Below are 25593 nucleotides of genomic sequence, written 5' to 3'. Positions count from 1 at the left end.
TTCAGGCACCTGGCAAAGGCGCCCGACGGGCTTGCGGCGCGGCCCACAGCAATTGCGCCACGCCAATGGCACGCTCCTCGAAACCACCCTGGCAGTAACACAGGTAGAACTCCCACAGGCGCTGGAACGTTTCGTCGTAACCCAGTTCCTTGAGTGCCGTGCGCGCCTGGCGCAGGTTATCGCGCCAGTGGCGCAAGGTGCGCGCATAGTCCTGGCCAAAGTCCTCCATATGCACCAGGTTCAACCCGGTCTTGCGGCTGGCGGTGTCCAGCAGCACGCTCAGTGATGGCAGCGCACCGCCTGGGAATATGTAGCGCTGGATAAAGTCCACCGAACGCCGCGCCTGGGCGTAACGCTGATCGCGAATGGTGATGGCCTGCAGCAGCATCAGGCCATCCTCCTTGAGCAGTGCGGCGCACTGGCGGAAGTAGGTGGGCAGGTAACGGTGACCGACGGCTTCGATCATCTCGATCGAAACCAGCTTGTCGAAGCGCCCGCTCAGGTCGCGGTAGTCCTCGCGCAGCACCGTGATGCGTTGCGTAAGGCCCAGCGCTTGCACCCGTTGCAGGGTATGGGCGTACTGCGCCTCGGACAGCGTCGTGGTGGTGACGCGGCAGCCATACTTAGTGGCAGCATGGATGGCAAGGCTGCCCCAGCCGGTGCCGATTTCCAGCAGGTGTTCGTGGGGTTGGAGTTCGAGCTTCTGGCAGATGCGTTCAAGCTTGTTCAGTTGCGCCTGCTCCAGGGTTTGCTCGGCGCTCTCGAACTGCGCCGCCGAGTACATCATGGTTGGGTCGAGCAGGCGTTCGAACAAGGCGTTGCCCAGGTCGTAATGGGCCAGGATGTTGCGCCGTGAACCGCGTCGGCTGTTGCGGTTGAGCCGGTGCAGCAAGTGCAGGGCCGGGCGTGCCAGGCGGGCCAACCCGCCCTCCATGGCATCGAGCACCTCGAGGTTGGCGACGAACACACGGGTGACTGCGGCCAGGTCGGGTGTGCGCCAGTAGCCATGGATATAGCCTTCCCCGGCGCCGATCGAGCCATTACTGGCGACCAGGCTCCAAGCGGCCTCGTCAACGATTTCGACCTGGGCGTGCAGACCACTGCCGGCTTCACCGAAGGTCCACTGACGATCATTGCAGATGACTCGCAAACTGCCGCGGGCCAAGCCGCGCAACTGGGCCAGCACGGCGGTTCTGGCCAGGTTGCCAAGCAGCGGTGTCAGGCCGGTGGACTTGCTAACGCTCAGGGTGGGCTCGGTCATCATCTAACTCCTTGGAGGCGGCTTGGCCCAGGCTCAGGTTACCCAGGCTGGCGCTATGGTCGTGGATGGGCGTGCGCTTGAGCAGTAGCTGCAAGGCCTGCCAGTAGATGGCCGCTACGGTACGCAGGCTCATCCAGGGGAAGCTCAGGATATGGCGGTGCAGGGCGGCGCGATCCAGCGGCCCGCGTTGCAGCGCAAGGTCGGCATCGAACACCTTTTGCCCCTTGCGCCAATTTTCCATGTGGACGTGAACGCGCCGCGCATCAAGCAAGAAACGCAGGCGATACTCCATGTCCAGGGGCATGAACGGCGACACATGGAACGCCTTGGCCACGGAAAACCCGGTAGACAGGCCGTCTTGCACCGGCAATACGTAGTGAAAGCGCTCGCGCCATGGCGTGTTGCGCACCTCCAGCAGGATCGCCTGCAGCTGGCCGGCGTGGTCGTGGCAGAAGTAGACACTCACCGGGTTGAACGAAAGCCCCCAGCAGCGCGGCTGGGTTAGCAGGTGTACGGCGCCTTCAGGCGTTTGCCCGGTGGCCTGGCCGACCAATTGCCGAGCGGCCTGGGCCAATGGCATGCCATTGCGGGTCAGCGCCGGCAGGTAATCGCTCTCGCGCCAGCTCAGCGGCGCCAGTCGCGACCGCCCTAGCCAGCGGCTGAGGCTGAGCAGGCGGGGTTGTTCATCCAGGTCCAGGTAGAACATGCCGATCCGATAGCGGAAGGCATGCGGGCGCGGTGTCAGGCGCCTATGGCTGACCCAGCCGTGGCACAGGCTGCTGATCACAACCCTTCCCCAAAAAACTCAGCCACTTTCAAGCCGCTGACCACGCCGTCCTCGTGGAAGCCGTTGGCCCAGTAGGCGCCGCAGAAGTAGCTGTGCTGTCGGCCCTGCAGGTCAGCCTGTCGGGCCTGGGCGGCGAGGGCGACGAGGCTGTACTGCGGGTGCGCGTAGTTGAAGCGGGCGAGGATCTGCGTCGGGTCCACCAGCGCGGTCTGGTTCAGGCTCACGCAGAAGGTCACCGGCGCTTCGATACCTTGCAGGATGTTCATCGCGTAGGTCAGCGCGGCCGGTGCCTGCTGCGGGCCGCCGAGTCGGTAGTTCCAACTGGCCCAGGCTTTGCGTCGGGTTGGCAGCAGTCGGGTGTCGGTGTGCAGCACCACATCGTTACTGGCATAGGTGATGGCGCCGAGTACTGCGCGCTCATCGGCACTGGGCGCCTCCAGCAAGGCCAAAGCCTGATCGCTGTGGCAGGCGAACACCACGTTGTCGAAGCGCTCGCTGCCGGCTGCGCTGAACACGGTCACGCCGCCTTCGTCACGGCTGACACGGTCAACAGGGCAGTTGAGGCGGATGCGCTCGGCAAATGGCTTGCACAACGGTGCCAGGTAACTGCGCGAGCCACCCTCGATCACCCGCCATTGCGGGCGGTTGCTCACCGATAGAAGGCCGTGGTTACGGCAAAAGCGCACGAAGAACTGCAGCGGAAAACCGAGCATGTCGGCGCGTGACATCGACCAGATAGCCGAGCCCATCGGCACGATGTAGTGGTCGATGAAGCGCTGGCCATATCCCTGCGTCTGCAGGTAGCCACCCAGGGTGGTGGCTTCGTCGATACGCTGGCTGTCCAGGTCGGCAAGGACCTTGCGGTTGAAGCGCAGGATATCGCGCAGCATGCCCCAGAAGCCTGGCGATAACAGGTTGCTGCGCTGGGCGAACAGCGTGTTCAGGTCATGGCCGTTGTATTCGAAACCGCTACGCGGGTCATGTACCGAAAAGCTCATTTCAGTGGGCCTGGAGGCAACTTTGAGCTGGTCGAGCAGGCGGATGAAGTGCGGGTAGGTCCAGTCGTTGAACACGATAAAACCGGTGTCCACTGCGTACTGGTGGCCACCCCATTGGACATCGACAGTATGGGTGTGGCCACCAATCCAGTCGGCGGCCTCGAATACAGTGACTTCATGCCGCCGAGAGAGCAGATAGGCACAAGTAAGGCCGGCAATACCGCTACCGATGATTGCGATGCGCATGTCTGTTTCAGTCCTGTTGCTTACGTGCCAGGCGCTGGCCTAGCTTCAGTCGCCAGCGCACCGGCATTGCGCCCAGCAGGCGCAGCACCACAGTGAATACACCGGGGAAGTTGATTTCTAGCGGGCGCTTGGGTAAGCGCACGACAATGTGCCTGGCGGCGCGTTCTGCACTCCAGATCTGGGGCATGGGGAAGTCATTGCGACGGGTCAATGGCGTATCGACAAAGCCAGGGCTGATCAGCGTGACATCGATGCCCTCGTTGACCAGGTCGATGCGCAGCGATTCGATCAGGTAGCGCACGGCCGCTTTGGAGGCACCGTAGGCCCCGGCACGGGGCAGCGCCAGCCAGGACACCGAGCTGCCGATGACCACCAGGTGCGGGCGTTGGCCACGCCGCAGCAAGGGCAGGGCAGCGTGCAGGCAGTGACTGACGCCAATCAGGTTGGTGCGCACTACGCGTTCGACCAGGTCCGGGTCGAAATGGCCCGGTTCCAGGTACTCACAGGTGCCTGCATTGAGAATCACCAGGTCGAGCCCGCCCCAGCTGCGTTCAATGTGTGCGGCAACATCAGCGACCTGCCGAGGGTCACTGATATCGCCGATAGCCAGCAATGTCTGCTGGGGAAACTGCGCGGTCAACGGCGCCAGGTTTTCGGCCTGCCGAGCACCCAGCGCAACCTGATGCCCCTGTTCCAGCAGCTGTTGCGCCAGCGCGGCACCGATGCCGCTGCTGGCGCCAGTCAGCCAGCAGCGGCTCATGCGAGCCTCCCCTTGAGCCAACGGACAGCGCTGCCTACCACCGGCACATGCTCGTAAAGCAGTGCACCGGCGTCGAAGTAGTCTTGATGGAAGTGCACGCGTTCGTGCCAGAGAAGGTGGCTGCAACCCTGCAGGCTGATCAGGCGCCCGTTGGCCAGGCGTGGGTGGCGAAAATGCAGGGTCCAGCGAATGTAGCCGTGGCCCGGTTGGACCTCGTCGGTACCCTCGAAGGTGTAACGCACCTCCTGGGTGTTGGCGTAGAGCTCAGCAAAGTAGGCGCGCAGGTCGCTCAGCCCGTCGATCTTGTGCAGTGGGTCGCGGAACGTGACATCCTCGCTGTACAAGTCACCCAGACGGTCGAGGTTGTTCGCATCGAGGCTGGCAAAGCGTTCGGCGAAGGTTTGCAGATAGCTGGACATGCGCGGTCCTGTACAAAAATGGTTTCTTGTACAGGTATAGTCGATTCCACCACATAAAGCTATACAGGGTCACAATTTTGTACAGTTTTGCGCGGGAGGTGTCAGCTATCCCTATCATCCAGTTGTCGCCTTAACTGGGCGACCTCTGCTTCCAGCTCTCGTACTCTCTCCTCGGCGAACACTTGGGCCGTGACGTCACGCTGTATACCAATGTAATACGTCAATTGATCGGCCTCGTTTCGTATCGGCGAAATCGACAGTTCATTCCAGAACAGGCTGCCGTCCTTGCGGTAATTGCGCAGTACCTGGCAGCTCGGGCGCCCGTCCCGGATGGCCTGGCGAATGGCATCCAGCGCTTCCTGGTCATGGTCCTGGCCCTGCAGGAAGCGGCAATCCTGATAGAGAATGTCATCGGCTGCGTAGCCGGTCAGGCGCTCGAAGGCGGGGTTGACGTAGATGAGGATGCTGTCGTTTCCTTCCTGCTCGGCAATGACGATGCCGTCGTTGGACGCCTCGACCATCAATTGCAGGAGTTTTGCGTCGATCATGGGGCCTCCTTGAAGTAGTTGCGTATGCTTATGCGCAGCTTAGCCTGCATGCAGCTAAAGGTTTAGTATGTGTAACCGTCCTGATGACCCGCCGCAATGAACGAAGCCACCTTAACCGACCTGTTGCCAATGCGTGACGTTGTCAGCCTGACCGGAGTCAACCCGGTGACCTTGCGTGCCTGGGAACGTCGGCATGGCCTGATCCGGCCGCAGCGCACCGATGGCGGTCATCGCCTTTACACCGCACAGGATGTTCAGCACATCCGCGACATACTGCGCTGGACCGCCAGTGGCCTGCCGATCAGCAAAGTAAGCGAAATGCTGGCCAGACGGCGAGACGCATACGAGCAAACGGTTGAACCGGCTGCCGATGGCTTTGCCGCGTGGCGTGCTGCCGTGCTACGTGCAACCCAGACGTTCGATGGCCAGGCGCTCGAGGGTATTCACGGGCAGCTTTTCACGCTGTTTCCCAAAACCACGGTGTTGCTCGACGTACTGATGCCTGTGTGGCGCACATTACAGTCGGGCAGCTCATACGGCCAGCGTAGCCAGTGGCTGTTTCTCGATGCCTTTCTGCGCGCCCGGTTGCTGCTGCGCCTGCAGTTGAACCAGGCCAATGCCCCGCGCGTGCTGTTGGCCGGTACAGGGGGTAGTGCTGAGCTTGAACTGCTGTGCAACGGCTTGCTGCTGAGCAGTGAGCAGCAGCGTATCGACGTGCTGAGCAGCGAACAACCATTGGAGGAATTGCCCCTGTTGTGTGCAGCCATTGCGCCCGCCGCGCTGGTGGTGCTGGTGCAGCCCCCTGTGAGCCGTGGCCTGGCAGATCGTCTGCGCGCCTTGCAGATGGATATCGCCTGCCCATTGGCGTTGCTGGGTGATGGCCTGGCCGAGTCGGCCACTGCACTGAAGGGAATTCCGCTGAGGCTGTTGGATGGGCGGGGTGGCGAGGCAGGCGCGATGCTCAATGCCTTGCTCAGGGGGGCGCTGGAGCTCTCGCCCACCCAGCGTGCAGAAGGGGAGGAAAGCATTGAGCACCACCTCTAGCCGGCTTGGGCTGCTGCCTGCTGGCTCAGCCTCGCGCAGATGACATCGACCAATGCGCTTACCTTAGGAAGCGATTGCCGGCTTTTCAGCCATGCGACGTTGATCGGCAGGCCGATGGTACTCAGCTCAGGCAGGATCTGGACCAGCGTGCCAGCGTCAAGATGTTCCTGCACCAGCCAGGAGGGCAATTGGGCCACCCCCAGCCCGGCCAGCACCATGGCAAGCTGGCCTTCAGCGTTACCGATTGCAATACGGCCCGAGACCACACGCTGCTCGCTGTCACTGGCATGAGCACCTGGGAAGTGCAGTGGATACACACCGCCGTCGGTCCTGCCGTAAAGCACGCATCCGTGCTCATGAAGGTCCCGTTCCGTCTCAGGCACGCCCCGTCGTTGCAGATAACCCGGTGCTGCGCAAAAGATGTGCTGCTGGATGCCAATCAGCCGCCGTTCTACACCCTGGGGCCAGGTCTGCGGCCCGCCAATGCGCACCAGGATGTCGATGTCATGCTCGATGGGATCGACGAAGCGGTCTGTGAGCGTGATATGTGGCATCAGCAGCTCATGCTCGGCAATGAACTCGATGAGTAGGGGTAGCACCCGCAGTTTGCCGTATGACGCCGGCAGGTCGATGCGCACCCGGCCGCAGGGCTCGGTCTGGGCACTGTGCATTTGCATTTCGGCCTCTTCCAGGCTGGCCAGGATCTGCTTGCAGGTCTGGTAGTAATTGGCCCCCGTATCGGTCAGTGCCAGGCGCCGTGTCGTGCGTGCGAAGAGCTTCATGTTCAGGCGCTGCTCCAGCCGCGCCACGCTTTTGCTGACTGCGGAGGTGGTCAGGCTCATGCGTTCGGCCGCAGCAGTGAAGCTTCCGGCCTCTGCCACGCAAATGAAAACCGCAATGCCCTTCAAGCGTTGTTCACTGAGCAATGGCGCCTCCAATTGTTGAATAAATTTCTTAATTATCCTTTCTTAAATACCTAAGATGATAATTTTATTCCAGTATACCCTCCTGCTCCATTTTTCTGTTCTGGAGTATTCGCTCATGCATGCCAACCCTGCGTCCCTGTCGGGGGCAGCAGATGCCCGTGCAGGCACCAGCATTCTGATCCTCACGATGGCGGCGTTCGCGGTGCTGACCACCGAATTCATCATTCTCGGCATCTTGCCCGGGCTCGCCCGGGATCTGGGCATTACTGTGCCCAAAGCGGGTCAGTTGGTCACCGTGTTCGCCTTTACCGTGATGCTTGTCGGGCCGTTTCTCACCGCTGCGATATCCCACTGGGATCGCAAAAAGGTGTTTCTCGGGGTTCTGCTGATCTTCGCCGCATCCAATGCGCTGTCGGCGGTCGCTACTGACTTCTGGACCATGGCATTGTCGCGCATCCTGGCTGCTGCCACGCTTCCGGTGTTCTGGGGCACCGCCAGTGAATCGGCAGCCCAGCTGGCGGGTAAAGGCAATGAAGGCAAGGCGGTCGCCCGGGTCTATCTGGGCATCACGGCGGCGTTCGTGTTCGGTATTCCCCTGGGCACACTGGCAGCCGATGCGCTCGGTTGGCGGGGCACCTTCTGGTTGATCTCGGGTCTTTGCCTGGTCATTGCGCTGCTGATGTGGGTGTTCCTGCCACAGCTGCCAGATGCCCCCAAAAGGGCGGGCGGCGAACGCCAGACGGTCATCCTGCGGGATCCGAAGTTCGTCTTCCACGTGGCGCTCTCGGTGGTGGTGTTCACTGCCATGTTCAGCGCATACACCTACCTGGCCGACCTGCTCGAGCGCCTTGCCCATGTGCCCAGCGCGCAGGTCGGCTGGTGGCTGATGGGCTTCGGTGCGGTAGGCATGATCGGCAACGCCATCGGCGGGCGGCTGGTCGACCGCAGCCCGCTTGGCGCGACCATCGTGTTGTTGACGGTGCTGGGCGCCGGCATGGCGGGTGCACCACCCGCGGTCGATACGCTGTGGTTGCTGGTAGTGGCCCTGGCCGCGTGGGGCATTGCGTATACCGCGTTGTTCCCTGTTTGCCAGGTGCGCGTGATGATCGCAGGCGCCAAAGCGCAGGCCCTCGCCGGCACGCTGAACGTCTCTGCGGCGAACGCGGGCATCGGGTTGGGCGCTGTGATTGGCGGCGTTACCATTGAGCAGTTGGGTCTGGCGGCGCTGGGCTGGGTGGGGGCGCTGATTGCAGTGCTGGCGGTGGGCCTGTCACTGCTGCTGTGGGTGGCAAGCGATCGGTCCACCCCCATCAGTCGGTAATTGCAGCGCTAGCGAGTGACATTCATTGGCTGGGCCGACCCCCGACGTTACTGCCAGGGTCCACGAGTCTTAACTCTCCGTCGCAATAAATGACCTCACGGCCCAGCCATTCATTGTCAAGCTGAGGCAGTACTGCCGATGGCTTGCGCAACTCGCGCAAAAGCGTGGAACCGTGGGACAGCCGCCCCCCCATCCTCGCGATCACCGCGCCAGCCTTCTGGTAGTGGGCATGGCGCCCTGGGTCGAGGCTGTCCTCGAGCAAAATGTCCTGGCCGAGAATGCCCTGCACGCGGCCGGGATAAATCATGAACCCCAGCGCTTGCTCAAGACCTTCACGGCCATCTTGCCAGAAGCTGCCTGAGCGGTTGCGCACATCTGGGTGGGGGGCGAACCAGTGCGCACGATCGGCTTGAGGCATTGCATGGTGTACGCGCAAGAAGATACGCATCAGGTTATCGCGATACCACTCGCGCACTTGCAGGTAGTAGCCCCGCAAACCCGGAAGCCCCAAGCGGTGGGCAATGGTGATGGGTGTGGGCCAATGTGGCAGCGGCTGCAGGGGCAGTTCGGCACGGCATGGGCGCGCAGTACCCGGGTCGGTTTCCCACGGCAGGCGATGCGGGCTGTTGCGCAGGTCTTCGTAGGCGGTGGGGGGGCGCCCGAGCAGCGCGCCGCCGCTACTGGCCAGTGCGGTGGCGATGCACAGGTTGCCTTGTACGACAAACACATAAAAGCGACTGAACCAGTTCGCCAGTTGCTGGCCATCGGCGCCCTTTGTTGTCAGTTGTGACAGTTCGTCATCGAAGCGTCGCAGACCTGCGTCCAAGGTTTGCAGATGTCCGCGTGCGGCGCACTGCATGCGCCAGAACAGCGGCAACGACCGCAACAGGCGTACAGGTCGCCACGGCAAGGCTGGCGTGGCGCCGCCCACCTCGCCAGCATAATTTTTGGCCGATACACCCCAGTCGGCCAAACGAGCCAGAAACAGGTCGTTGTTGATATAGGAAGCGCCGTTGAAAACAGCGGTGAACGGTTCGTTGTCTTCCAGCGTACGGCTGTCCCACCGTGCCATTATCGCCGGGATACTGGCAGCCGCGCGGCGTTGGGCATATTCGACGAAGTAGCTGGGCTGTGGCGGCAGTATCTCGGAAATGTTCGCCGCAGTCAGGTGCCTGCGCCATCCATGCTCACTGATCGGGCGATACTGCAGCAGCCAGAGCTGCTTGCCGTCCCAGGCCCACTCGATATCTCCAGGCACATAGTGAAATACCTTGAGCACGCCTTGCAGGAAATCCCAGAGTGCATTGGCTGCGAGCCCGTGCTTGCTCTGGAATCGACCGCTTTCCCAGGCCGGTCCCAGGCGCGAAAGGATTGCTCGCTCGGGCGTGGCCTGGCCATCGGCGAGCGATTCCAGATGCCCCTCGACCCACTCCAGCTCCACCGCAAGGTGGCGGACGAATGCGATACCCGAAACTTTGGGGCTGACAAAATGCTGCACCACAACTTCTTCGACACCCGCCATACGCAACTTCTGAACGTGGGCCGCAACTTCACTGGCCGGCACTCGCAAGTAGGTGGTGCTCAGGCCGGCATTGGCAGCATCGGCCTGGTCTTCGTCATAGCTGGAAGAGCGTACAGCCCAGGTCATGGACGGTGTACTGGCGAGCAACTGCGCAAGGCGCGGGTCGGCCTCATGCGTGATTGTCAGTGCCTGCGGCACCGGTTGCCCCGCGAGTTCCGCCAGGCGCAAGCGGCCGCCCTTGGTGTGAGCGACAAAACCCTGTGTCCCTGATTCGAGCCAGGCCGCGAATTGGCCAGGTGTATCGATCCATGGGTAATGCCCCCAACCTGGTTGCACGCTGATGCGCAGGTCGGCGCGGGCCAGGATCGCCGACCAGGCCGCTGCCTGGGCAGTGCCGAGCAACTGGTCTTGATCGCCCCAGACCAGTTCGATGGGATCGCTGATCCACTCCAGCAGCGTCAGCGCGGTATCGGCGCGCAGTTGATCCCAGTAGGGCATGAAGGCTCGGCAGCGGGCATAACCGGCACCCATGCGGCGATAGTGTGCAGCGCTCCAGCGCTGGCGGGAAAACTTGCCGGCGAACCAGTGTGGCTTGTGGCTGAGCAGCCAGTGGATGGCCTTGCGCACCGGCAGTGGCGACATGAGTGCCGGTAGGCGACGCTGCCACAGGAAAGCGCCCACCGGCGCCAGCAGCACGCTACGGGCAAAGTGTCCCGGCCGCTGTTGCAGGGCATGCAGCACGACAAGTGCATTCACACCCACCGCCATGATCCCATGACCAGGCTCGGTCATCTCTAGCAGCGCCTGGGCATAGCCTGACAGATCAGTGCACGGCGGCTGGGGGTTGTCGCCAAAGCCAGGAAGCTCGAGTGCTTGCACTCGGTAATGGCGAAAATGTGGAAGCGTATCTTCCCACCAGTCAGCGGCACTGCCATTACCAGCCAACAGGTACATCAAAGGCTTGTTCATCGCTGCTCCTCAGGCCAGGTCACGCAGCGCGCTGGCCAGGGTTGGGTATTTGAAGCAGTGGCCGGCTTGTTGCAGCCGAGTTGGCTGAACACGCTGACCATCGAAGAACAACTCGGCCATTTCACCGGCGAGCAGGCGGACCGGCGCTGCGGGAATGTTCAGCCATACCGGGCGCTTTAGCAGTGCGCCGGCGGCCTCGACGAACTGGGCCTGGCTGACGGGCTCGGGCGCGACCAGGTTGTAGGTGCCGCTCAGTGAAGGATCGTCCATGGCCCGAGCCATCACCTGCAGTACATCGTCGCGGTGCACCCAGCTCATGACCTGTCGACCATCTCCCATGCGTCCGCCAAAGCCAAGACGCAACGGCATCAGTAGCGCCGGCATAGCGCCACCTGGACCGAACACGACACCCAGGCGTAGCACAACCTGGCGCACGCTCATTGCGGCAGCGGGCCGAGCTGCGGCCTCCCAGCGGGCGCATAACTCGGCCATGAACCCTTTGCCTTTGCTGGCGGTTTCATCCAGCAGTTCGCTGCCATCGCGCACACCGTAATAACCAATGGCCGATGCCTGAATCCAGACCGTCGGCTTGTGCACGGCATGTTTCAGCCAGTCCAGCAACGCCTCGGTGGTGGCGACCCGGCTTGCGAGTAATTGCGCCTGGCGCCGTGCCGACCAGCGCGGCCCAGCGACCGGTGCGCCGGCCAGGTTGATGACTACATCGTAGCGTTCACCGTAGCCGAGCTTGCCCAGCTCGCGCACGCAGCGGGCCCGGCCGTCGAACAGGTAGGCAGCACGCAGCGGGTCTCGGGCCAGCACGGTGACGGTGTGGCCGGCGTCCAGCAGTTGGCTGACCAGCGCTTCGCCGATGAAGCCAGTGCCACCGGTGACCAGCACCTGCTTGTAAGCAGTCCCTGCAAACGGGTTGGGCGGCAGCCCCTTGCGCTGCATGCGAAGCGCCGCCAGGCCATCCCGAATACCCGATGCCGTGACCCCAACGGCGAATAGGGTGAGTAACCAGCCTTGCCAACCGAGATCGATCGCCGCCAAGCCGCTGGGGAGGCGCGACCACTCCAGCAACTGTGTGCTATACAGGGCGAAAAACGCACCCGCGTTGATAGCCAGTACCGTATGCATGATGCGCTCTACTGCCGGCAACTTGCGGCTACGGTCCTCGATCACGAAATCCCACAGGGTCAAGCCGATTTCCAGAGCAAACAGAACCGCCACCACAATCGCCCACACTCCCTGGAAGGCAACATGTGCAATGCCCAAGAACAGCACACCGTAAAAACACGAGCGCACAGCGTGAATCGTCAGCTCCAGACGCGCGCTGTGGCGCTGGGGCAGGGCGACGGTCAGCTCATGGTGGTAGAGCGTATCGAGCGCCCCGAGAAAACCTTGAAACAGCAGCAGGGTGATGGCCCAGTGCAGAAGAGGTAGTTCAGCCACGTTCAAGTCCTTTTACTATGGAAACTGAGCGGTCATGGCGGTACAGCCAGAGCAATGGAGGAATCAGCACAAGCACGGCGACGGCGTCGACCAGCAGGTGCGACCAGATACCCGCCTGCAGTGAAACCAACGCATCCTGTGGCGCCCATAGCGCGATGCCGGCGATCAACCAGGCCCATGCCAGGTGGCTGCGAAGGCGATCACCCAAGTGGATCAGGCCGAGCATGTAAAGCGAGTAGCTTTGCAGGGTGGCGCCGAACAGGGCCAGCCACCAGACTTGTTGGCTGCGCGCGGACGTAGGTGCCGCCTGGCCCCAGAAGGCTTGTTCGATACTCAGCTGGTAATCGTTCAGCAGCGGGTTGTGCCCTGCCCAAGTCAGGCCCAGGCCAACCAGCAAATGCGCCAGGGCGGCAGTCTGTAGCCAGCGCACCCGATACAGGCGGCGTCTGGCCAGGGATGAAGCGGGAGAGAGTGGCATTCCGTGTCCTGTGAATTTCCTTGGCGCAGCGCAGTTTACCGGAAGTTGCAGATCAACCGAGTACGTTCAGCCTGTCGCCGATCTTGCACTCCTTATCATCACCGCCCAGGTTCTCTGGCAAGAAGGTGGTCATGTCGTAAGGCAACAGCACGGTGTCGAGTGCAAAGGAAAACGGCACATCAATCAGGAACAACCCGCCCGACGGACCGTTATGAGTTCCCCACGCCCACCCTTGGCGGGTTCCCGGATAAAAGCAGCGTTCACCGTCCAGATGGTACATGAGGCTCCAGCAGCCACTGAGTGACAGCAAAAGGGCCAAGAGCAAAGACCGCTTGATCATGATTCTCCCTCCATTGAATTCAAATCCTTGTCATCGCAAGCCAGGGTGACTCCAGCCATTACAATGCCATCTGCAGACGGCCAAGGCCGCTGAGACGTTCGCGGGCAGCATACTCATCGGTTCGGCCATTTCTCCAGCAAAATGGAGACGAACTTTTCAGCCGCAGGTGAAAGCGAGGCCCCACGTCGATACACCAGCCCGAGCGTGCGCGTCACCTCGGGCTCCATCAGCGGAATGCTCACCAGCGTTGGATGGTCGGCAGCCGGCATGGCCAGGCTTGGCATGGCCGACACCCCCAGCCCTGCTTCGACCATGCCCAACGAGGTGGAAAGGTGCTGCACCTCATAGAACCACTTCGGCCGCCAGCTAAGCCCGGACAGCGCATGGTCCAGCAACATACGGTTGCCACTGAGGCGGCCGACGCCGATGAGCCGGTAATCGGCAAGCTCTGTCCAGGTGACCGACGCGCGGTCGGCCAGCTCGTGATCGCGCCGGCAGGCCAGCACGAAACGCTCCTGCACCAGCGACACGAACTCGATATCCGGATGCTGGCCGCTCATCATGTTGATGCCGAAATCGGCTTCGCCGCGCAGCACCGCCTCCAGCCCCTCGTTGGCACTGAGGTCCAGCAGGCGAATACGGATTTTCGGGTACTGCTCGTTGTAGTCACGAATCACCGAGGGCAGGAAGTAGAACGCGGCGGTGGGGATGCAGGCCAGGGTCACTTGGCCTGTCTGGCGCTCTGCAAGTTCACGAATGCTCAGGATCGAATCTTCAAAGTCATCCAGCAGGCGTCTGGCCTTGGGCAGAAAATCGCGGCCGACTGTGGTCAGGCTCACGCGACGGGTGGTCCGCTCGAGCAGGGGCGTTCCCAGACCCTCCTCGAGCTTTTTTATCCGCCGGCTCAACGCAGGTTGCGAGAGGTGTAGCACCTCAGCCGCCTCGTGAAAGCTGCCAAGTTCGGCGATTTTCACGAAAGATCTTATGTCTTGCAGCTCATATTCCATGATGCGTTCCTAAGGGGAGTTACCGCTTTATTGTTTTGTTAAACGCAATAATAGCTACGATATTTGCATTGGATCGATTTATCAATCTTTGTCACTCTTGTGCCCAGAACATCAATTTCCCCAATTGATCAACAAGAGTCAGTAGTCATGCAACGAATTCCTTGTGTGCTCATGCGCGGCGGTACCTCCAAAGGCCCGTTCTTTCATGCGTGGGATCTGCCAGCCAATGTGGTCGAGCGCGACGAGCTGCTGATCAACCTGATGGGCTCCGGTCACGAGCTTGAGATCGACGGCATCGGCGGTGGCAGCCCGCAGACGAGCAAGGTGGCCATCATCAGCCCTTCGCTGCATGCCGACGCCGACGTTGACTACCTGTTCGTGCAAGTGATGGTTGCCCAGCGCCGCGTCGATACCGCCCCCAACTGCGGCAACATGCTGTGTGCCGTTGGCCCGTTCGCCATCGAGCAAGGGCTGGTCAAGGGCAATGACGGCAAGACCCTGGTGCGTATCCGCAACCTCAACACCAATACTTTCGTCAATTCGCTGGTGGAGACCCCCGGTGGGATCGTGCGCTACGAAGGGCGTACAGCGATCGACGGCGTGCCGGGGACTGCCGCCCCGGTTCACCTGACCTTCCTCGATGCCGTGGGTAGCAAGACCGGCAAGCTGTTCCCGACGGGGCAGGCCAAGGATGTGATCGACGGTATTCCCGTCACCTGCATCGACATGGCCATGCCCATGATGATCGTCGATGCCGCACAACTGGGCGTAACGGGGTCCGAAACCCCTGCGCAACTGGATGCGAACACGGCCCTGCTGCAGCGCCTGGAAGCCCTGCGCCTGAAAGCGGGCAAGGCCATGGGCCTGGGCGACGTCAGCGGCATGGTGATCCCAAAGCCCGTGTTGATATCGGCACCACGCTTTGACGGTACGCTGCAGGTCCGGTATTTCATGCCGCACAACTGCCACCGGGCGCTGGCCATCACAGGGTCCATCGGGCTGGCAACTGCCTGCGTCAGCCCAGGCACTGTCGTGATGGACATGCTCGGTGATACTGCCGAAGCACTCACCCAAGTACGCCTGGAACATCCCAGCGGCGGAATCGATGTCGCGCTTTCGCGCGGTGGCCCTGATGGCCAGACCATTCAGGCCTCGGTGGTACGAACTGCCCGCAGGCTGTTCTCCGGATTTGTATACGCCCCTGGTTTTCAGCGTATGGCCGGTTGAAATCTGGCCTGGCGTCAAACCGTGGTAACCCAGGCAACAAAGCGCATCCGCACAATTTCAACAATGGGTGATGCCTCATGAAGATCGCAAAATCACTGTACTTCCAGATTCTCTGCGCCGTCCTGCTGGGCGTAGTGGTCGGGCATTTCTGGGCGCAACAGGCCGTTGCGCTCAAACCGCTGGGCGATGCCTTCATCAAGCTGATCAAGATGATGATCGCGCCTGTCGTGTTCTGCACCATCGTCACCGGGATTGCCGGCATGACCGACAAGCGTTCGCTGGGGCGCTTGATGAGCAAGACCTTGCTGCTGTTCCTGGGGTTGACCGTTGTCAGCCTGATCATCGGCCTTGCGGCGGTCTACCTCTTTCGGCCTGGCGAGGGCATGAACATCGACCCCGCCACCCTCAGCACTGAGGGGCTCAGCCAGTATGCTGCGTCTGCGGCGAAACTGAGTGTGGTCGACTTTTTCATGCACATCATTCCCGATACCTTCATCGGCGCATTCAACAAAGGCGAAGTGCTGCCGGTGCTGTTCATCGCGGTACTCAGCGGTTTTGCCCTGTCGTCGATGGGTGAGAAGGGCAAGCCGGTGCTGGATGTGCTCGAATCCGCTTCGGCCATGGTGTTTCGCATTTTCGGCTACCTGATGCGCTTCGCGCCGATAGGTGCGTTCGGTGCCCTGGCCTTTACCGTAGGCCAGTACGGCATCAGCTCGCTTGGCGCCCTGGCGAAGCTGGTGGGGACCTTGTACATCGCCTGCGCCTTCTTCGTCATCGTCGTGCTGGGTGGCATCTGCCGCGCGCATGGTTTCAGCCTGTGGAAACTGCTGCGTTATTTTCGTGAGGAGTTTCTGGTGGTGCTCGGTACTTCTTCTACCGAGCCGGTGTTGCCGCGCATGCTGGAGAAGCTGGAAAAACTGGGCTGCAAAAAAGGGGTGGTGGGGCTGGTGCTGCCCACCGGTTACTCCTTCAACCTGGATGGCACGGCGATCTACCTGTCACTGGCGGCAATCTTCATCGCCCAGGCTTGTAACATCGACCTGACCCTGGGGCAGACCATCACCATGCTCGCAATCATGCTGCTGTCTTCCAAGGGCGCTGCCGGTGTGACCGGGAGTGGCTTCGTAGCCCTGGCCTCGACCCTGACCGTCATCCACGACATCCCGCTGGCAGGCTTGGCGCTGCTGATCGGCGTTGATCGTTTCATGTCCGAGGCGCGCGCCCTGACCAGTCTTGCCAGCAATGCAGTTGCCACCGTGGTGGTCTCGCTTTCCGAAAATGCCTGTGAGAGGGACACCTTGATGCGCACCCTGAACGGTGAGCGTGAGCCCCTTGCCGATGAGGTCGGGCCAGCGGTGTCCAGTTGGCCCGCAGAGCCTCGTCATCACGGCTGAACATAACCCTTAACACCCTTCGTTGACTTGAACCCCGCTCAGCATCACTGTGATGCCGAGTGGGGCAGGGGGCCGTCTGCGCGCCAGATGGCCACGCCTTAGAATAAAAACAAGAGAACCCAATCATGCTCGCATTGCTTGGCCTGATCATGGTGGTGACCTTCACCTACCTCATCATGAGCAAACGCCTGTCGCCGATCGTTGCGCTTACCGTTGTTCCCATCGTGTTCGCCGTGATCGGCGGGTTTGCGCCGACAACCGGCAAGATGATGCTCGACGGCCTGAAGATGGTTGCCCCGTCGGCTGCACTGCTGTTGTTCGCCATTCTGTTCTTTGGCCTGATGATCGACGCAGGGCTGTTCGATCCGCTGATCCGCAAGATTCTCAAACGCGTCAATGGCGACCCGATCAAGATCGCCATCGGCACTGCACTGCTTTCGCTGCTGGTGGCGCTCGACGGCGATGGCACTACTACTTACATGATCACCTGTGCGGCCATATTGCCGCTGTACAAGCGCATCGGCATGAACCCGATGATCCTGGCAACGGTGGCGATGCTTTCGCTGAGCATCATGAGTGGCCTGAGCCCATGGGGCGGGCCGGCGACACGGGCCATCGCCGCGCTGGGGCTCGATGCGACCGAGTACTTCATCCCGATGTTGCCGACCATGATCGGTGGAGCTGCCTGGGTGGTCTTTACCGCGTTCCTGCTGGGCCGTGCCGAACGCAAACGCATCGGCAACATCAAGCTCGAATCCGGTGGCGGCAATTGCTACATCAAGGCGATTCTCGAGGACACGCCGCACAAGCGTCCGCGGCTTGCCTACGTGAACCTGCTGCTCGTGGTAGCGGTGATGATCGCGCTGGTTCTGGGCGTGATGCACGCAGCGATCCTGTTCATGATCGGTTTTGTCGCTGCCTTGATGATCAACTACCCGCAACTCGAGGTGCAGAAAGAGCGCATCCTGGCCCACTCCGGCAACGCCATGACGGTCGTGCTGCTGGTGTTTGCCGCAGGGATTTTCGCCGGCATCTTCTCCGGCACGAAGATGGTCGATGCGCTGGCGCAGACACTGGTGGACTGGATTCCGCAGTCCTGGGGCCACTGGTTCCCGCTGGTGGTGGCGATCACCAGCATGCCGCTGACGTTCGTCCTGTCCAATGATGCCTACTACTTTGGCGTAGTTCCGATCCTGGCTAACGCGGCTGCCGCCTACGGCATCGACCCGGTAGAGATCGCCCGCGCTTCGGTGCTCGGCCAGCCGGTGCACCTGATGAGCCCTCTGGTGGCCTCGACCCTGTTGCTGGTGGGCATGGTCGACCGCGATATCGGCGACTTTCAGAAGGCCACCGTCAAATGGGCGGTGCTCACCTCGCTGGTGATCACTGCCCTGGCCCTGCTCACCGGTGCCTTGTCCTTCTTCGTCTGATCCGCCCAGGGCGCCGCCGGGCGCCCGCTTTCTACTCATTCAAAAACAACAAAAGAGTACCGAACATGTCCCCAACCGCTCTGCGTGCGGCGGCCGCCTGTGGCCTGCTCTGCGGCTGCCTGCCTGTTGCCGGCGCTGCTGGATTTATCGATGACGGCAAACTCAAGCTGCAACTGCGCAACGTTTATTTCAACGAGAATTTCCGCGACGAGCAGGGCATGAGCGCACGCGCTGCCGCCACCGCCAAAAGCGAGCGAACCGAGTGGGCGCAAGGCTTTCTGCTCGACTATCAGTCGGGCTTTACCCAAGGCACGCTGGGCCTGGGGCTCGATGCGATGGGGCTCTTGGGGGTCAGGCTGGACTCCGGCCGCGGCCGCAGTGGTACGGGCCTGCTGCCGGTGCATGACGACGGTCGCGCCGCCCAGGAGTTCGCCAGTGCCGGGGTGACGGCAAAGGCCCGCCTGGGTAGTACGGTGGTCAAGCACGGTACCTTGCTGCCCAAGACACCCGTACTGGTCTACAACGATGCCCGAGTACTGCCGCAGACCTACCAGGGCACACAGCTGACGAGTACCGACATCGATGGTCTGACGCTCACCGCCGGGCATCTGGACCGGTTCAAGCAACGCGACTCTTCCGACAGTACCGGCTTGTACCTGGACGGTTATGGCGGCGCCGAGTCTGGCGACTTCAGCTTCGCCGGCGCCGACTACGCGTTCAGTAAGCACTTGCGCTTGAGCTACTTCCACGGTCAGCTCGAGCACTTCTACCGCCAGGACTTTGCCGGCCTGGTACATGACCTTGCGCTGGCCGGCGGGGTGCTGACCACCGACCTGCGGTATTTCACCAGCCGTGACAGCGGCGCCGCGTACGGCGGCAGCATCGACAACGACATGTTCAGCGCACAGGTGTCTTACGCGCATTCAGGGCACACCTTCGGCGCCGGGTATCAGGTATTGGACGGTGAAGCCGGCCTGCCGTACATCAGTGGTGCAACGGTGTATTCGTTCAGCAACGTTGGCATAGGCAAGTTCATCGAGGAAGAAGAAAAGACCTGGATGGCAAGCTATGCCTACAACTTTGCCGCCGCAGGCGTGCCTGGGCTGACCTTCATGACACGCTACCTGAGCGGGGACAACGGCCGCTCCGGGGCGCAGGGGCTGAGTGAATGGGAGCGTGACGCCGAGCTTGCGTATGTGGTGCAGGGCGGGGCACTCAAAGGGCTTGGGGTACGGCTGCGCAACTATGTCTACAGGTCTGACTTTTCCCGCGGTCGGGACAGCAACCGCCTTTACCTGACTTATGACATTGCCATCTGGTGAGCCAGTGGCCGGGCATGAGCCCGGCCTGTTGACTGCTATTGCCTGGCCGCATGCTTCAACGGTGTCAGGCCGCTGGCCTGGATAGCCGCGTCGGACTGGGCTGATGCAAGATAGTCCAGCAGTTGTCGTGCCTGCGTCTGATGTACGCTGGTGCTGACAACAGCGCCGGCATACAGCGTCATCTTCTGTGCCTGCGCTGGAACCAGGCCAACGATATCAATGCCTGGTACGGGTTTGAGCTCGCTCAGTTGCTGGAAGCCGATCTGCGCCTGGCCGCGCGCCACCACTGCCCCCACTGGCTCGGCGGGAATCATATGGGCTTTGGCCTTGAAGCTCTCACCCAACGCCATACGGGGGAACAATGAACGTGAGAGATACACGCCGCTGGCGCTATCGGAATAGGCTACCGATGTGCTGTCCAGCAGGGTTTGGCGAAAACTTTTCATACTGCTGATGTCTGGCTTGGGGTCACCCTTGCGTACTGCCATGGCGATATAGGATTTGCCGAGATCGACACGACTGGTCGGCTTGACCAAGCCCTTGGCCTGCAAGCTGTCCAGCGCCGAACCTACCATCAATACAACATCCGCGGGTTCCTGGCGGGCGAGCCGGTTAGGCACGGCCTGTGGGGTCTCACCCATCGAGGGCGCCGCCTGGATGTCGAGTTTGATGTGGTAGGCCTTTTCATAAGCGGGTTGCGCCGCGCGGATAGCTCCCATGATGCCGCCCGAGCTGAGTACGGTGAGTGTTGGTGTCGGCGCGGCAACTGCTGCCGATGCCGCAGTTACCGACAGGAGCAAGGTCGCGCGTAACAGCGTATTTCGCATTGCTGGGAATCCTGGATCAAAGACGCGCAATGTTAATTACGCATGCTCTGCAGGACGGGTGAAATCAGGTTAAACATCCTTAATGAAAGGCTTTGATGAAGGCGCCAGCCAAATTCGTTATGGCCGGCATCGGAAACTGGTATTACATCCGCCCGCGCCTGGCTGTTTAGCATCGTCGATGTCTTCCTGTCGACGAGAACAACAACGTGAACCTTGGAAAGATCATTACCCGCAGTGCCCGCTACTGGCCGGACCACACTGCCGTGGCGGACAGCCAGACGCGCCTGACCTATGCCCAGCTGGAACGGCGCAGTAACCGCCTTGCCTCGGGGCTGGGTGCACTGGGCGTGGCCACCGGTGAACATGTGGCGATCCTGGCTGCCAACCGCGTGGAGCTGGTAGAGGCAGAGGTGGCGCTGTACAAGGCGGCGATGGTCAAGGTGCCGATCAATGCGCGGTTGTCGCTGGATGAAGTGGTACGGGTGCTGGAAGACTCCTGCAGCGTTGCGCTGATCACCGATGCCACCTTCGCCCAGGCGCTGGCTGAACGACGCGCGGCCTTGCCGATGTTGCGCCAGGTGATCGCGCTGGAGGGCGAGGGCGGTGACCTGGGTTATGCCGCGCTGCTTGAGCGCGGCAGCGAGGCACCGTGTAGCCTGGACCCTGCCGACGACGCCTTGGCAGTGCTGCATTACACCTCCGGTAGCTCCGGTGTGCTCAAGGCGGCCATGTTGTCGTTTGGCAACCGCAAGGCGCTGGTCCGCAAGAGCATCGCCAGCCCCACGCGGCGCTCCGGCCCTGATGATGTGATGGCCCATGTGGGGCCGATCACCCATGCCAGCGGCATGCAGATCATGCCGCTGCTGGCGGTGGGCGCCTGCAACCTGCTGCTCGACCGCTACGACGATCGCCTGTTGCTGGAGGCCATCGAACGTGAGCGGGTGACGCGGCTGTTCCTGGTGCCGGCCATGATCAACCGGCTGGTCAATTACCCCGACGTCGAGCGCTTCGACCTGTCCAGCCTCAAACTGGTCATGTATGGCGCCGCGCCCATGGCCCCGGCCCTGGTGAAAAAGGCCATCGAGCTGTTCGGGCCGATTCTCGTGCAAGGTTATGGTGCCGGCGAAACCTGCTCGCTGGTCACGGTACTGACCGAGCAGGACCACCTGATCGAAGACGGCAACTACCAGCGCCTGGCCTCTTGCGGGCGCTGCTATTTCGAGACCGACCTGCGGGTGGTGAACGAGGCATTCGAGGATGTGGCACCGGGCGAGATCGGCGAAATCGTGGTCAAGGGGCCGGACATCATGCAGGGCTACTGGCGCGCGCCGGCGCTCACAGCCGAAGTCATGCGCGACGGCTACTACCTGACCGGCGACCTGGCCACGGTCGATGCGCAGGGTTATGTGTTCATCGTCGACCGCAAGAAGGAAATGATCATTTCCGGGGGCTTCAATGTGTACCCCAGCGAAGTGGAGCAGGTGATCTACGGCTTCCCCGAAGTGTTCGAGGCGGCAGTGGTCGGCGTGCCTGACGAACAGTGGGGTGAAGCGGTGCGCGCTGTGGTGGTGCTCAAGCCCGGCGCACAGCTTGACGCCGCCGAGCTCATCGAGCGCTGCGGCCGCGCCCTGGCCGGTTTCAAGAAGCCGCGAGGCGTGGATTTTGTCACCGAACTGCCGAAAAACCCCAATGGCAAGGTGGTGCGCCGCCTGGTCCGGGAAGCCTACTGGCAACACAGCGATCGTCGTATCTGATCAGGGAGCATGACCATGTATCAACCGAGTGCAAAAGCTGCGCAGATCATCGAAGCCATCGAAGGGTTCGTCCGCGACCAGGTTCGCCCGCTGGAGCAGGAGATGCAGCTGGACTGGGCGCGCCCGCATCCTCAGGCAGTCTTGCGGCAAGTATGGAAGCGCTCCAGCGAGCAGGGCCTTTACACCCTCATGCTGCCAGAGGCCATGGGGGGTGCAGGTTTGAGCGTGGCTGACCTGTGCGCCGTGAAGGAAGCCACGGTGCTGACCGGTTCGATGCTCGCCCCGCATGTACTGGGCGAGCTGTCCGGGCCGCCGCGGGTGGGCCACCTGCTCAAAGTGGCCAGCCCCTATCAGGTGGAGCATTTCCTGCAGCCGGTGTGTCGCGCCGAGAAAGCCGTGTGCTTCGCCCTGACCGAGGCCGAGGCGGGTTCGGACGCCACTGCCATCCGCACCCAGGTGCGCCGCGACGGTGATCACTACGTGCTGAGCGGCAGCAAACGCTACATCTCTGGTGCCACTTACGCTGACCTGGCGGTGTTGCTGGCCGTGACCGGGCCCGGGCAAGGCGCGCAGGGCATTTCGGCGTTCTTCGTCGACCTCAAGGCGTCGGGCGTGCGTGTCGAAAGCGACTATGCGGTGATGTCCGGTGGTGGGGCTCATGGCGACATCGTGCTGGATGAGGTGCGCGTGCCGGCGGCCAACCTGATCGGCGAGGAGGGCCAAGGGTTCAAGCTGGCCATGGGGCGCATTACCCTCAACCGGCTGCTGCACTGCCCGACTTTGCTGGGCATGGCCGGCCTGGCCCTGAACCTGTCGATCGAGCATGCCCGTAGCCGCAAGCAGTTCGGCCAGCCGATCGCCATGTTCCAGGCGGTCAACCATATGATCGCCGACATGGCCACTGAGCTGCACGCAGCACGCAGCATGGTCTACGCCACTGCGCAGGTGAACGATGCCGGCGGTGACATCCGTACCCAGGCGCCGATGTGCAAGCTGTTCGTATCCGAGGCGGCATTCCGCATTGCCGACAAGGCCGTGCAGGTGCATGGCGGTGCCGGGTTGATGCAGGGCCACCCGGTGGAATGGATTTTCCGTGCCACCCGAATGATGCGCATCCTGACCGGTACCAGTGAAATTCAGCGCAACACCATCGCCAAAGGCGTCCTGATGCCCGCGTGACCCTTGGGCCGCCACTGCGGTGGCCTTTTGTTACATTCCACAACAATAACAAGAGTAATCGCCATGACTGTGGATGCTTCCCTGCCCAACACCCGTACGGCCTGGATGGTGGCCGTACTGCTGGCCCTGCTGATGCTGGTCAATTTTCTCGATAAGGTGGTGATCGGCCTGGTCGCGGTGCCGATGAGCGCCGAACTGGGCCTGACGGCGACTGAGTTCGGGCTGATTGGCGGCGCTTTGCACTGGTTTTTCGCCCTGTCCGCCGTGGTCGGAGGCTTCATGGCCAACCGGCGCCCCACTCGCACACTGCTATTGGGCATGGGCCTGTTCTGGGCGGTGATCCAGTTGCCGATGCTGTTCGCCACTTCCCTGTGGGCCATCGTTGCCTGCCGCGTGCTGCTGGGCATCGGTGAGGGGCCGGCATCGCCGGTCGCCACCCATGCGCTGTACAAGTGGTTCCCCAATGACCGTCGCAACCTGCCTGTGGCGCTGCTGCATGCCGGTAGCGCCATGGGGCTGCTGGTGGCTGGCGCGATGATCCCGTGGGTCAGCCTGCACTACGGTTGGCGCACCAACTTCATCATCCTTTCGCTGATCGGCCTGGTGTGGTGCCTGCTGTGGTGGCGGCTGGGGCAGGAGGGCACCCTTGAGCGCCTGCGCGCCAGCCAGCTCAAGAGCGATGAGCCGGCCATACCGTATCGCAAGCTGCTGAGTGACCCCAGCGTGATGGGCAACTACCTCTGCCACTTCGCCGCCAACTGGTCGCTGGCCTTGACGCTGACCTGGGTGCCCAGTTATCTGCAGGTCGGCTTGGGCATTGACCCGCTGCAGACGGGGCGGATCTTTGTGATGTTCGTGGTGGTGACCACGCCGTTGAGCCTGTTGATGGCCTGGTTGTCACAACGCCTGATGCGTCGTGGGGTATCGTCGCGGGTGGCGCGCGGCGTATTCGTTTCGCTGTGCCTGATACTTGCCGGGCTGCTGTCTGCGTCGCTGATGTTGCCAGGCCTGAGCACCGCCGTGCGGGTTAATGCACTGACCTTCAGTGGCGGGCTGGCACTGGTCATGTACTCCGTAGGGCCGGCCATGCTCGCCGAGTTCACCCCGACGGCGCAGCGGGGCGGCGTGCTTGCCATCGGTAACGGTATCGCTTCGCTGGCCGGCCTGGCTGCGCCGGTTGTAACCGGGTTGCTGGTGCAAGGAGCGGGCGCCGAGCATCCCGCAGGTTATGCCCAAGGCTTTTTGGTCTGTGGCGCAGTACTGGTCGTGGCCGGGCTGGCGGGCCTGGTGACCTTGAACCCGCAGCGTACCCTGAAGCGCCTGGGTGAACCGGTTGCGGTCGAGCATGGCGTGCCGGTGCGCTCTCAGACAGCCAGCTGAACCCCCGGCACCGACCCGAGCGGCGCGTCATCGCCGCCGATCAGCTCACCACGCCAACGGCCGCCGAGTACCAGTTCGATCAGCAGCCCGCGCACCAGGTCGTGCAAGCAACCGGCGGCAAACGACAGGGGCTTGTGCCGTGAGTGCGCAAGGGCAATGGTGCGGCTGATGCGTGGCTCGACGATGAGCCGCGCCTGCGTCGGTTCGAGCAGCTCACACAGCGGCGGCCAGTTGCTGATGGTCGCCGCCAGCCCTGCGCGCACCAGGCTGGCTATGCCGGGTGCCGATTGTTGCTCGTAGGCGGCCGCCAAAGGCACGCCGGCTTCCATGGCCGCCTGTTCGATGCGCCGGCGCAGGTGCAGCGCCCTTGGTGGCAGCACCAGCCGCGTGGCGGCGGCTTCGGCCAGGGTAATGGTGTCGGCAGCGCCGGCAGCTGAAGGGCCGACCCAGTACAGCGCCTCGGTAAAGATCGCCTCGGCTTCGACATGTTCAAGCTCCTCGGCGTTGGGCACCACGCCGAAGTCAACCTTGCCCAGTTCGATGGCCTGGCCACCGTTGCGGCTCAGGCCATCCCACACGGTCAATGTCACGCCGGGAAAGCGCTGTTCGGCACGCTTGAGGATTTCCGGCAGCAGCAGGTCTGCGGCAGTGGCCGGAATGGAAATGGCAACGTGCCCCTTGGGGTCACCGCGGCTTGATTTGAGCTCGTCCTTCACCGAATCGAGCTTCTGCACCACCTGGCGGGCCACCTCGTAAAGCTGCCGACCGGCGTCGGTCAGGACAATGCCGTCGTGCTGGCGGTCGAGCAACTGCATTTCCAGTTCACTCTCCAGCAGGCCGATCTGCCTGCTCAACGCTGGCTGGGCGATGTAGGCACGACGCGCAGCCGAGGAAAAACTGCCGGCTTCGACGATTGCGATCAGGTAGCGGAGCTGTTTGAGGGTCATCGCAGCGGTTCCAAGGGTATGCCGAACTGATATGGCACGTATCCGAACACGTTAT

At 62.2% G+C, this 25593-nt stretch carries 23 protein-coding genes; 9 read left to right on the top strand and 14 right to left on the bottom strand.

Annotation, left to right across the window (positions count from 1 at the left end):
* Window position 1: 1 nt before the first annotated feature.
* The 6 genes from ACW4TB_RS06220 to ACW4TB_RS06195 form a co-directional block, all read right to left on the bottom strand.
* Window positions 2-1261, bottom strand: a complete 1260-nt coding sequence (locus ACW4TB_RS06220) for a cyclopropane-fatty-acyl-phospholipid synthase (RefSeq protein WP_279928901.1) — start codon at window positions 1259-1261, stop codon at window positions 2-4.
* Window positions 1236-2048, bottom strand: a complete 813-nt coding sequence (locus ACW4TB_RS06215; RefSeq protein WP_012315020.1) for a DUF1365 domain-containing protein — start codon at window positions 2046-2048, stop codon at window positions 1236-1238. Before ACW4TB_RS06215 ends, ACW4TB_RS06220 begins: the two co-directional genes overlap by 26 nt.
* Window positions 2045-3292, bottom strand: coding sequence for an NAD(P)/FAD-dependent oxidoreductase (locus ACW4TB_RS06210; RefSeq protein ID WP_279928903.1), 1248 nt, complete (start codon window positions 3290-3292; stop codon window positions 2045-2047). The genes ACW4TB_RS06215 and ACW4TB_RS06210 overlap by 4 nt, the downstream gene beginning before the upstream one ends.
* Before the next feature lie 7 nt (window positions 3293-3299).
* Window positions 3300-4052 carry an SDR family NAD(P)-dependent oxidoreductase gene (locus tag ACW4TB_RS06205; protein WP_279928905.1) on the bottom strand — a complete coding sequence of 251 codons (753 nt, stop codon included), beginning with the start codon at window positions 4050-4052 and terminating at the stop codon, window positions 3300-3302.
* Entirely contained in the window at window positions 4049-4471 is a 423-nt protein-coding gene (locus ACW4TB_RS06200; protein WP_012315017.1) for a nuclear transport factor 2 family protein, read from the bottom strand. The genes ACW4TB_RS06205 and ACW4TB_RS06200 overlap by 4 nt, the downstream gene beginning before the upstream one ends.
* A 101-nt stretch (window positions 4472-4572) precedes the next feature.
* Complete coding sequence (locus ACW4TB_RS06195) at window positions 4573-5019, bottom strand: PAS domain S-box protein (protein WP_012315016.1); 447 nt, start codon at window positions 5017-5019, stop codon at window positions 4573-4575.
* 96 nt (window positions 5020-5115) lie between these two features.
* Between ACW4TB_RS06195 and ACW4TB_RS06190 the strand changes: the two genes are divergently transcribed.
* Window positions 5116-6063: a MerR family transcriptional regulator gene (locus ACW4TB_RS06190; protein ID WP_254466067.1), complete on the top strand. Its 948-nt coding sequence runs from the start codon at window positions 5116-5118 to the stop codon at window positions 6061-6063.
* On the opposite strand, the gene ACW4TB_RS06185 is transcribed toward ACW4TB_RS06190, so the two are convergent.
* Window positions 6060-6989: a LysR family transcriptional regulator gene (locus tag ACW4TB_RS06185; RefSeq protein WP_279928910.1), complete on the bottom strand. Its 930-nt coding sequence runs from the start codon at window positions 6987-6989 to the stop codon at window positions 6060-6062. The genes ACW4TB_RS06190 and ACW4TB_RS06185 overlap by 4 nt on opposite strands.
* A gap of 115 nt (window positions 6990-7104) precedes the next feature.
* Here ACW4TB_RS06185 and ACW4TB_RS06180 point away from each other — a divergent pair, with 115 nt between their 5' ends.
* Window positions 7105-8310 carry an MFS transporter gene (locus tag ACW4TB_RS06180; RefSeq protein WP_279928911.1) on the top strand — a complete coding sequence of 402 codons (1206 nt, stop codon included), beginning with the start codon at window positions 7105-7107 and terminating at the stop codon, window positions 8308-8310.
* Window positions 8311-8332: 22 nt separating this feature from the next.
* On the opposite strand, the gene ACW4TB_RS06175 is transcribed toward ACW4TB_RS06180, so the two are convergent.
* The 5 genes from ACW4TB_RS06175 to ACW4TB_RS06155 form a co-directional block, all read right to left on the bottom strand.
* A complete protein-coding gene (locus ACW4TB_RS06175) occupies window positions 8333-10801 on the bottom strand; it encodes a PEP-utilizing enzyme (RefSeq protein ID WP_279928912.1) in 2469 nt (822 codons plus the stop codon).
* A 9-nt stretch (window positions 10802-10810) separates the two neighbouring features.
* Window positions 10811-12253 (bottom strand): TIGR01777 family oxidoreductase, encoded by a 1443-nt coding sequence (locus tag ACW4TB_RS06170; RefSeq protein WP_279928913.1) that lies wholly within the window; start codon window positions 12251-12253, stop codon window positions 10811-10813.
* On the bottom strand, window positions 12246-12731 hold the full coding sequence (locus ACW4TB_RS06165) for a cell division protein (RefSeq protein ID WP_279928915.1): 486 nt from the start codon (window positions 12729-12731) through the stop codon (window positions 12246-12248). Before ACW4TB_RS06165 ends, ACW4TB_RS06170 begins: the two co-directional genes overlap by 8 nt.
* Window positions 12732-12783: 52 nt before the next feature.
* The gene (locus ACW4TB_RS06160; RefSeq protein ID WP_455842909.1) at window positions 12784-13011 is read right to left on the bottom strand and encodes a YceK/YidQ family lipoprotein; all 228 of its coding nucleotides are present in this window, start codon (window positions 13009-13011) and stop codon (window positions 12784-12786) included.
* 173 nt (window positions 13012-13184) lie between these two features.
* A complete protein-coding gene (locus ACW4TB_RS06155; RefSeq protein ID WP_012315010.1) occupies window positions 13185-14078 on the bottom strand; it encodes a LysR family transcriptional regulator in 894 nt (297 codons plus the stop codon).
* Window positions 14079-14225: 147 nt separating this feature from the next.
* Between ACW4TB_RS06155 and ACW4TB_RS06150 the strand changes: the two genes are divergently transcribed.
* The 4 genes from ACW4TB_RS06150 to ACW4TB_RS06135 all read left to right on the top strand — a co-directional run bounded on the left by ACW4TB_RS06150 (window position 14226) and on the right by ACW4TB_RS06135 (window position 19451).
* A complete protein-coding gene (locus tag ACW4TB_RS06150) occupies window positions 14226-15305 on the top strand; it encodes a 4-oxalomesaconate tautomerase (RefSeq protein ID WP_174142488.1) in 1080 nt (359 codons plus the stop codon).
* 77 nt (window positions 15306-15382) lie between these two features.
* Entirely contained in the window at window positions 15383-16699 is a 1317-nt protein-coding gene (locus tag ACW4TB_RS06145) for a dicarboxylate/amino acid:cation symporter (RefSeq protein ID WP_279928926.1), read from the top strand.
* A gap of 125 nt (window positions 16700-16824) precedes the next feature.
* A complete protein-coding gene (locus ACW4TB_RS06140; RefSeq protein WP_279928928.1) occupies window positions 16825-18129 on the top strand; it encodes a CitMHS family transporter in 1305 nt (434 codons plus the stop codon).
* Between the two features lie 65 nt (window positions 18130-18194).
* Window positions 18195-19451, top strand: a complete 1257-nt coding sequence (locus ACW4TB_RS06135; RefSeq protein ID WP_279928930.1) for an OprD family porin — start codon at window positions 18195-18197, stop codon at window positions 19449-19451.
* A 35-nt stretch (window positions 19452-19486) separates the two neighbouring features.
* Here the strand turns inward: ACW4TB_RS06135 and ACW4TB_RS06130 are convergent, their stop codons facing one another.
* On the bottom strand, window positions 19487-20278 hold the full coding sequence (locus tag ACW4TB_RS06130) for a substrate-binding domain-containing protein (RefSeq protein ID WP_012315005.1): 792 nt from the start codon (window positions 20276-20278) through the stop codon (window positions 19487-19489).
* Window positions 20279-20484: 206 nt separating this feature from the next.
* Here ACW4TB_RS06130 and ACW4TB_RS06125 point away from each other — a divergent pair, with 206 nt between their 5' ends.
* From ACW4TB_RS06125 to ACW4TB_RS06115, 3 genes are all read left to right on the top strand, one after another.
* The gene (locus tag ACW4TB_RS06125; protein ID WP_115274418.1) at window positions 20485-22032 is read left to right on the top strand and encodes a class I adenylate-forming enzyme family protein; all 1548 of its coding nucleotides are present in this window, start codon (window positions 20485-20487) and stop codon (window positions 22030-22032) included.
* A 15-nt stretch (window positions 22033-22047) separates the two neighbouring features.
* On the top strand, window positions 22048-23211 hold the full coding sequence (locus ACW4TB_RS06120; RefSeq protein ID WP_279928933.1) for an acyl-CoA dehydrogenase family protein: 1164 nt from the start codon (window positions 22048-22050) through the stop codon (window positions 23209-23211).
* A gap of 63 nt (window positions 23212-23274) precedes the next feature.
* Window positions 23275-24591 carry an MFS transporter gene (locus ACW4TB_RS06115; RefSeq protein WP_455842908.1) on the top strand — a complete coding sequence of 439 codons (1317 nt, stop codon included), beginning with the start codon at window positions 23275-23277 and terminating at the stop codon, window positions 24589-24591.
* Here the strand turns inward: ACW4TB_RS06115 and ACW4TB_RS06110 are convergent.
* Window positions 24576-25538, bottom strand: a complete 963-nt coding sequence (locus ACW4TB_RS06110) for a LysR family transcriptional regulator (RefSeq protein ID WP_039602330.1) — start codon at window positions 25536-25538, stop codon at window positions 24576-24578. The two genes, ACW4TB_RS06115 and ACW4TB_RS06110, sit on opposite strands and share 16 nt — an antisense overlap.
* Window positions 25539-25593: the final 55 nt, after the last annotated feature.

The sequence above is a fragment of the Lelliottia jeotgali genome (genome assembly GCF_977070485.1).
Note: the sequence above shows the minus strand (reverse complement) of the source record. Positions and strands in the feature narration are given on the sequence as shown.

What these genes read in the sequence shown, in the direction of transcription:
- ACW4TB_RS06220 (WP_279928901.1), bottom strand. Translation starts at nt 1,261, where the DNA reads ATGACCGAGCCCACCCTGAGCGTTAGCAAGTCCACCGGCCTGACACCG.
- ACW4TB_RS06210 (WP_279928903.1), bottom strand. Translation starts at nt 3,292, where the DNA reads ATGCGCATCGCAATCATCGGTAGCGGTATTGCCGGCCTTACTTGTGCC.
- ACW4TB_RS06205 (WP_279928905.1), bottom strand. Translation starts at nt 4,052, where the DNA reads ATGAGCCGCTGCTGGCTGACTGGCGCCAGCAGCGGCATCGGTGCCGCG.
- ACW4TB_RS06200 (WP_012315017.1), bottom strand. Translation starts at nt 4,471, where the DNA reads ATGTCCAGCTATCTGCAAACCTTCGCCGAACGCTTTGCCAGCCTCGAT.
- ACW4TB_RS06195 (WP_012315016.1), bottom strand. Translation starts at nt 5,019, where the DNA reads ATGATCGACGCAAAACTCCTGCAATTGATGGTCGAGGCGTCCAACGAC.
- ACW4TB_RS06190 (WP_254466067.1), top strand. Translation starts at nt 5,116, where the DNA reads ATGAACGAAGCCACCTTAACCGACCTGTTGCCAATGCGTGACGTTGTC.
- ACW4TB_RS06180 (WP_279928911.1), top strand. Translation starts at nt 7,105, where the DNA reads ATGCATGCCAACCCTGCGTCCCTGTCGGGGGCAGCAGATGCCCGTGCA.
- ACW4TB_RS06175 (WP_279928912.1), bottom strand. Translation starts at nt 10,801, where the DNA reads ATGAACAAGCCTTTGATGTACCTGTTGGCTGGTAATGGCAGTGCCGCT.
- ACW4TB_RS06165 (WP_279928915.1), bottom strand. Translation starts at nt 12,731, where the DNA reads ATGCCACTCTCTCCCGCTTCATCCCTGGCCAGACGCCGCCTGTATCGG.
- ACW4TB_RS06160 (WP_455842909.1), bottom strand. Translation starts at nt 13,011, where the DNA reads ATGTACCATCTGGACGGTGAACGCTGCTTTTATCCGGGAACCCGCCAA.
- ACW4TB_RS06155 (WP_012315010.1), bottom strand. Translation starts at nt 14,078, where the DNA reads ATGGAATATGAGCTGCAAGACATAAGATCTTTCGTGAAAATCGCCGAA.
- ACW4TB_RS06150 (WP_174142488.1), top strand. Translation starts at nt 14,226, where the DNA reads ATGCAACGAATTCCTTGTGTGCTCATGCGCGGCGGTACCTCCAAAGGC.
- ACW4TB_RS06145 (WP_279928926.1), top strand. Translation starts at nt 15,383, where the DNA reads ATGAAGATCGCAAAATCACTGTACTTCCAGATTCTCTGCGCCGTCCTG.
- ACW4TB_RS06140 (WP_279928928.1), top strand. Translation starts at nt 16,825, where the DNA reads ATGCTCGCATTGCTTGGCCTGATCATGGTGGTGACCTTCACCTACCTC.
- ACW4TB_RS06135 (WP_279928930.1), top strand. Translation starts at nt 18,195, where the DNA reads ATGTCCCCAACCGCTCTGCGTGCGGCGGCCGCCTGTGGCCTGCTCTGC.
- ACW4TB_RS06130 (WP_012315005.1), bottom strand. Translation starts at nt 20,278, where the DNA reads ATGCGAAATACGCTGTTACGCGCGACCTTGCTCCTGTCGGTAACTGCG.
- ACW4TB_RS06120 (WP_279928933.1), top strand. Translation starts at nt 22,048, where the DNA reads ATGTATCAACCGAGTGCAAAAGCTGCGCAGATCATCGAAGCCATCGAA.
- ACW4TB_RS06115 (WP_455842908.1), top strand. Translation starts at nt 23,275, where the DNA reads ATGACTGTGGATGCTTCCCTGCCCAACACCCGTACGGCCTGGATGGTG.
- ACW4TB_RS06110 (WP_039602330.1), bottom strand. Translation starts at nt 25,538, where the DNA reads ATGACCCTCAAACAGCTCCGCTACCTGATCGCAATCGTCGAAGCCGGC.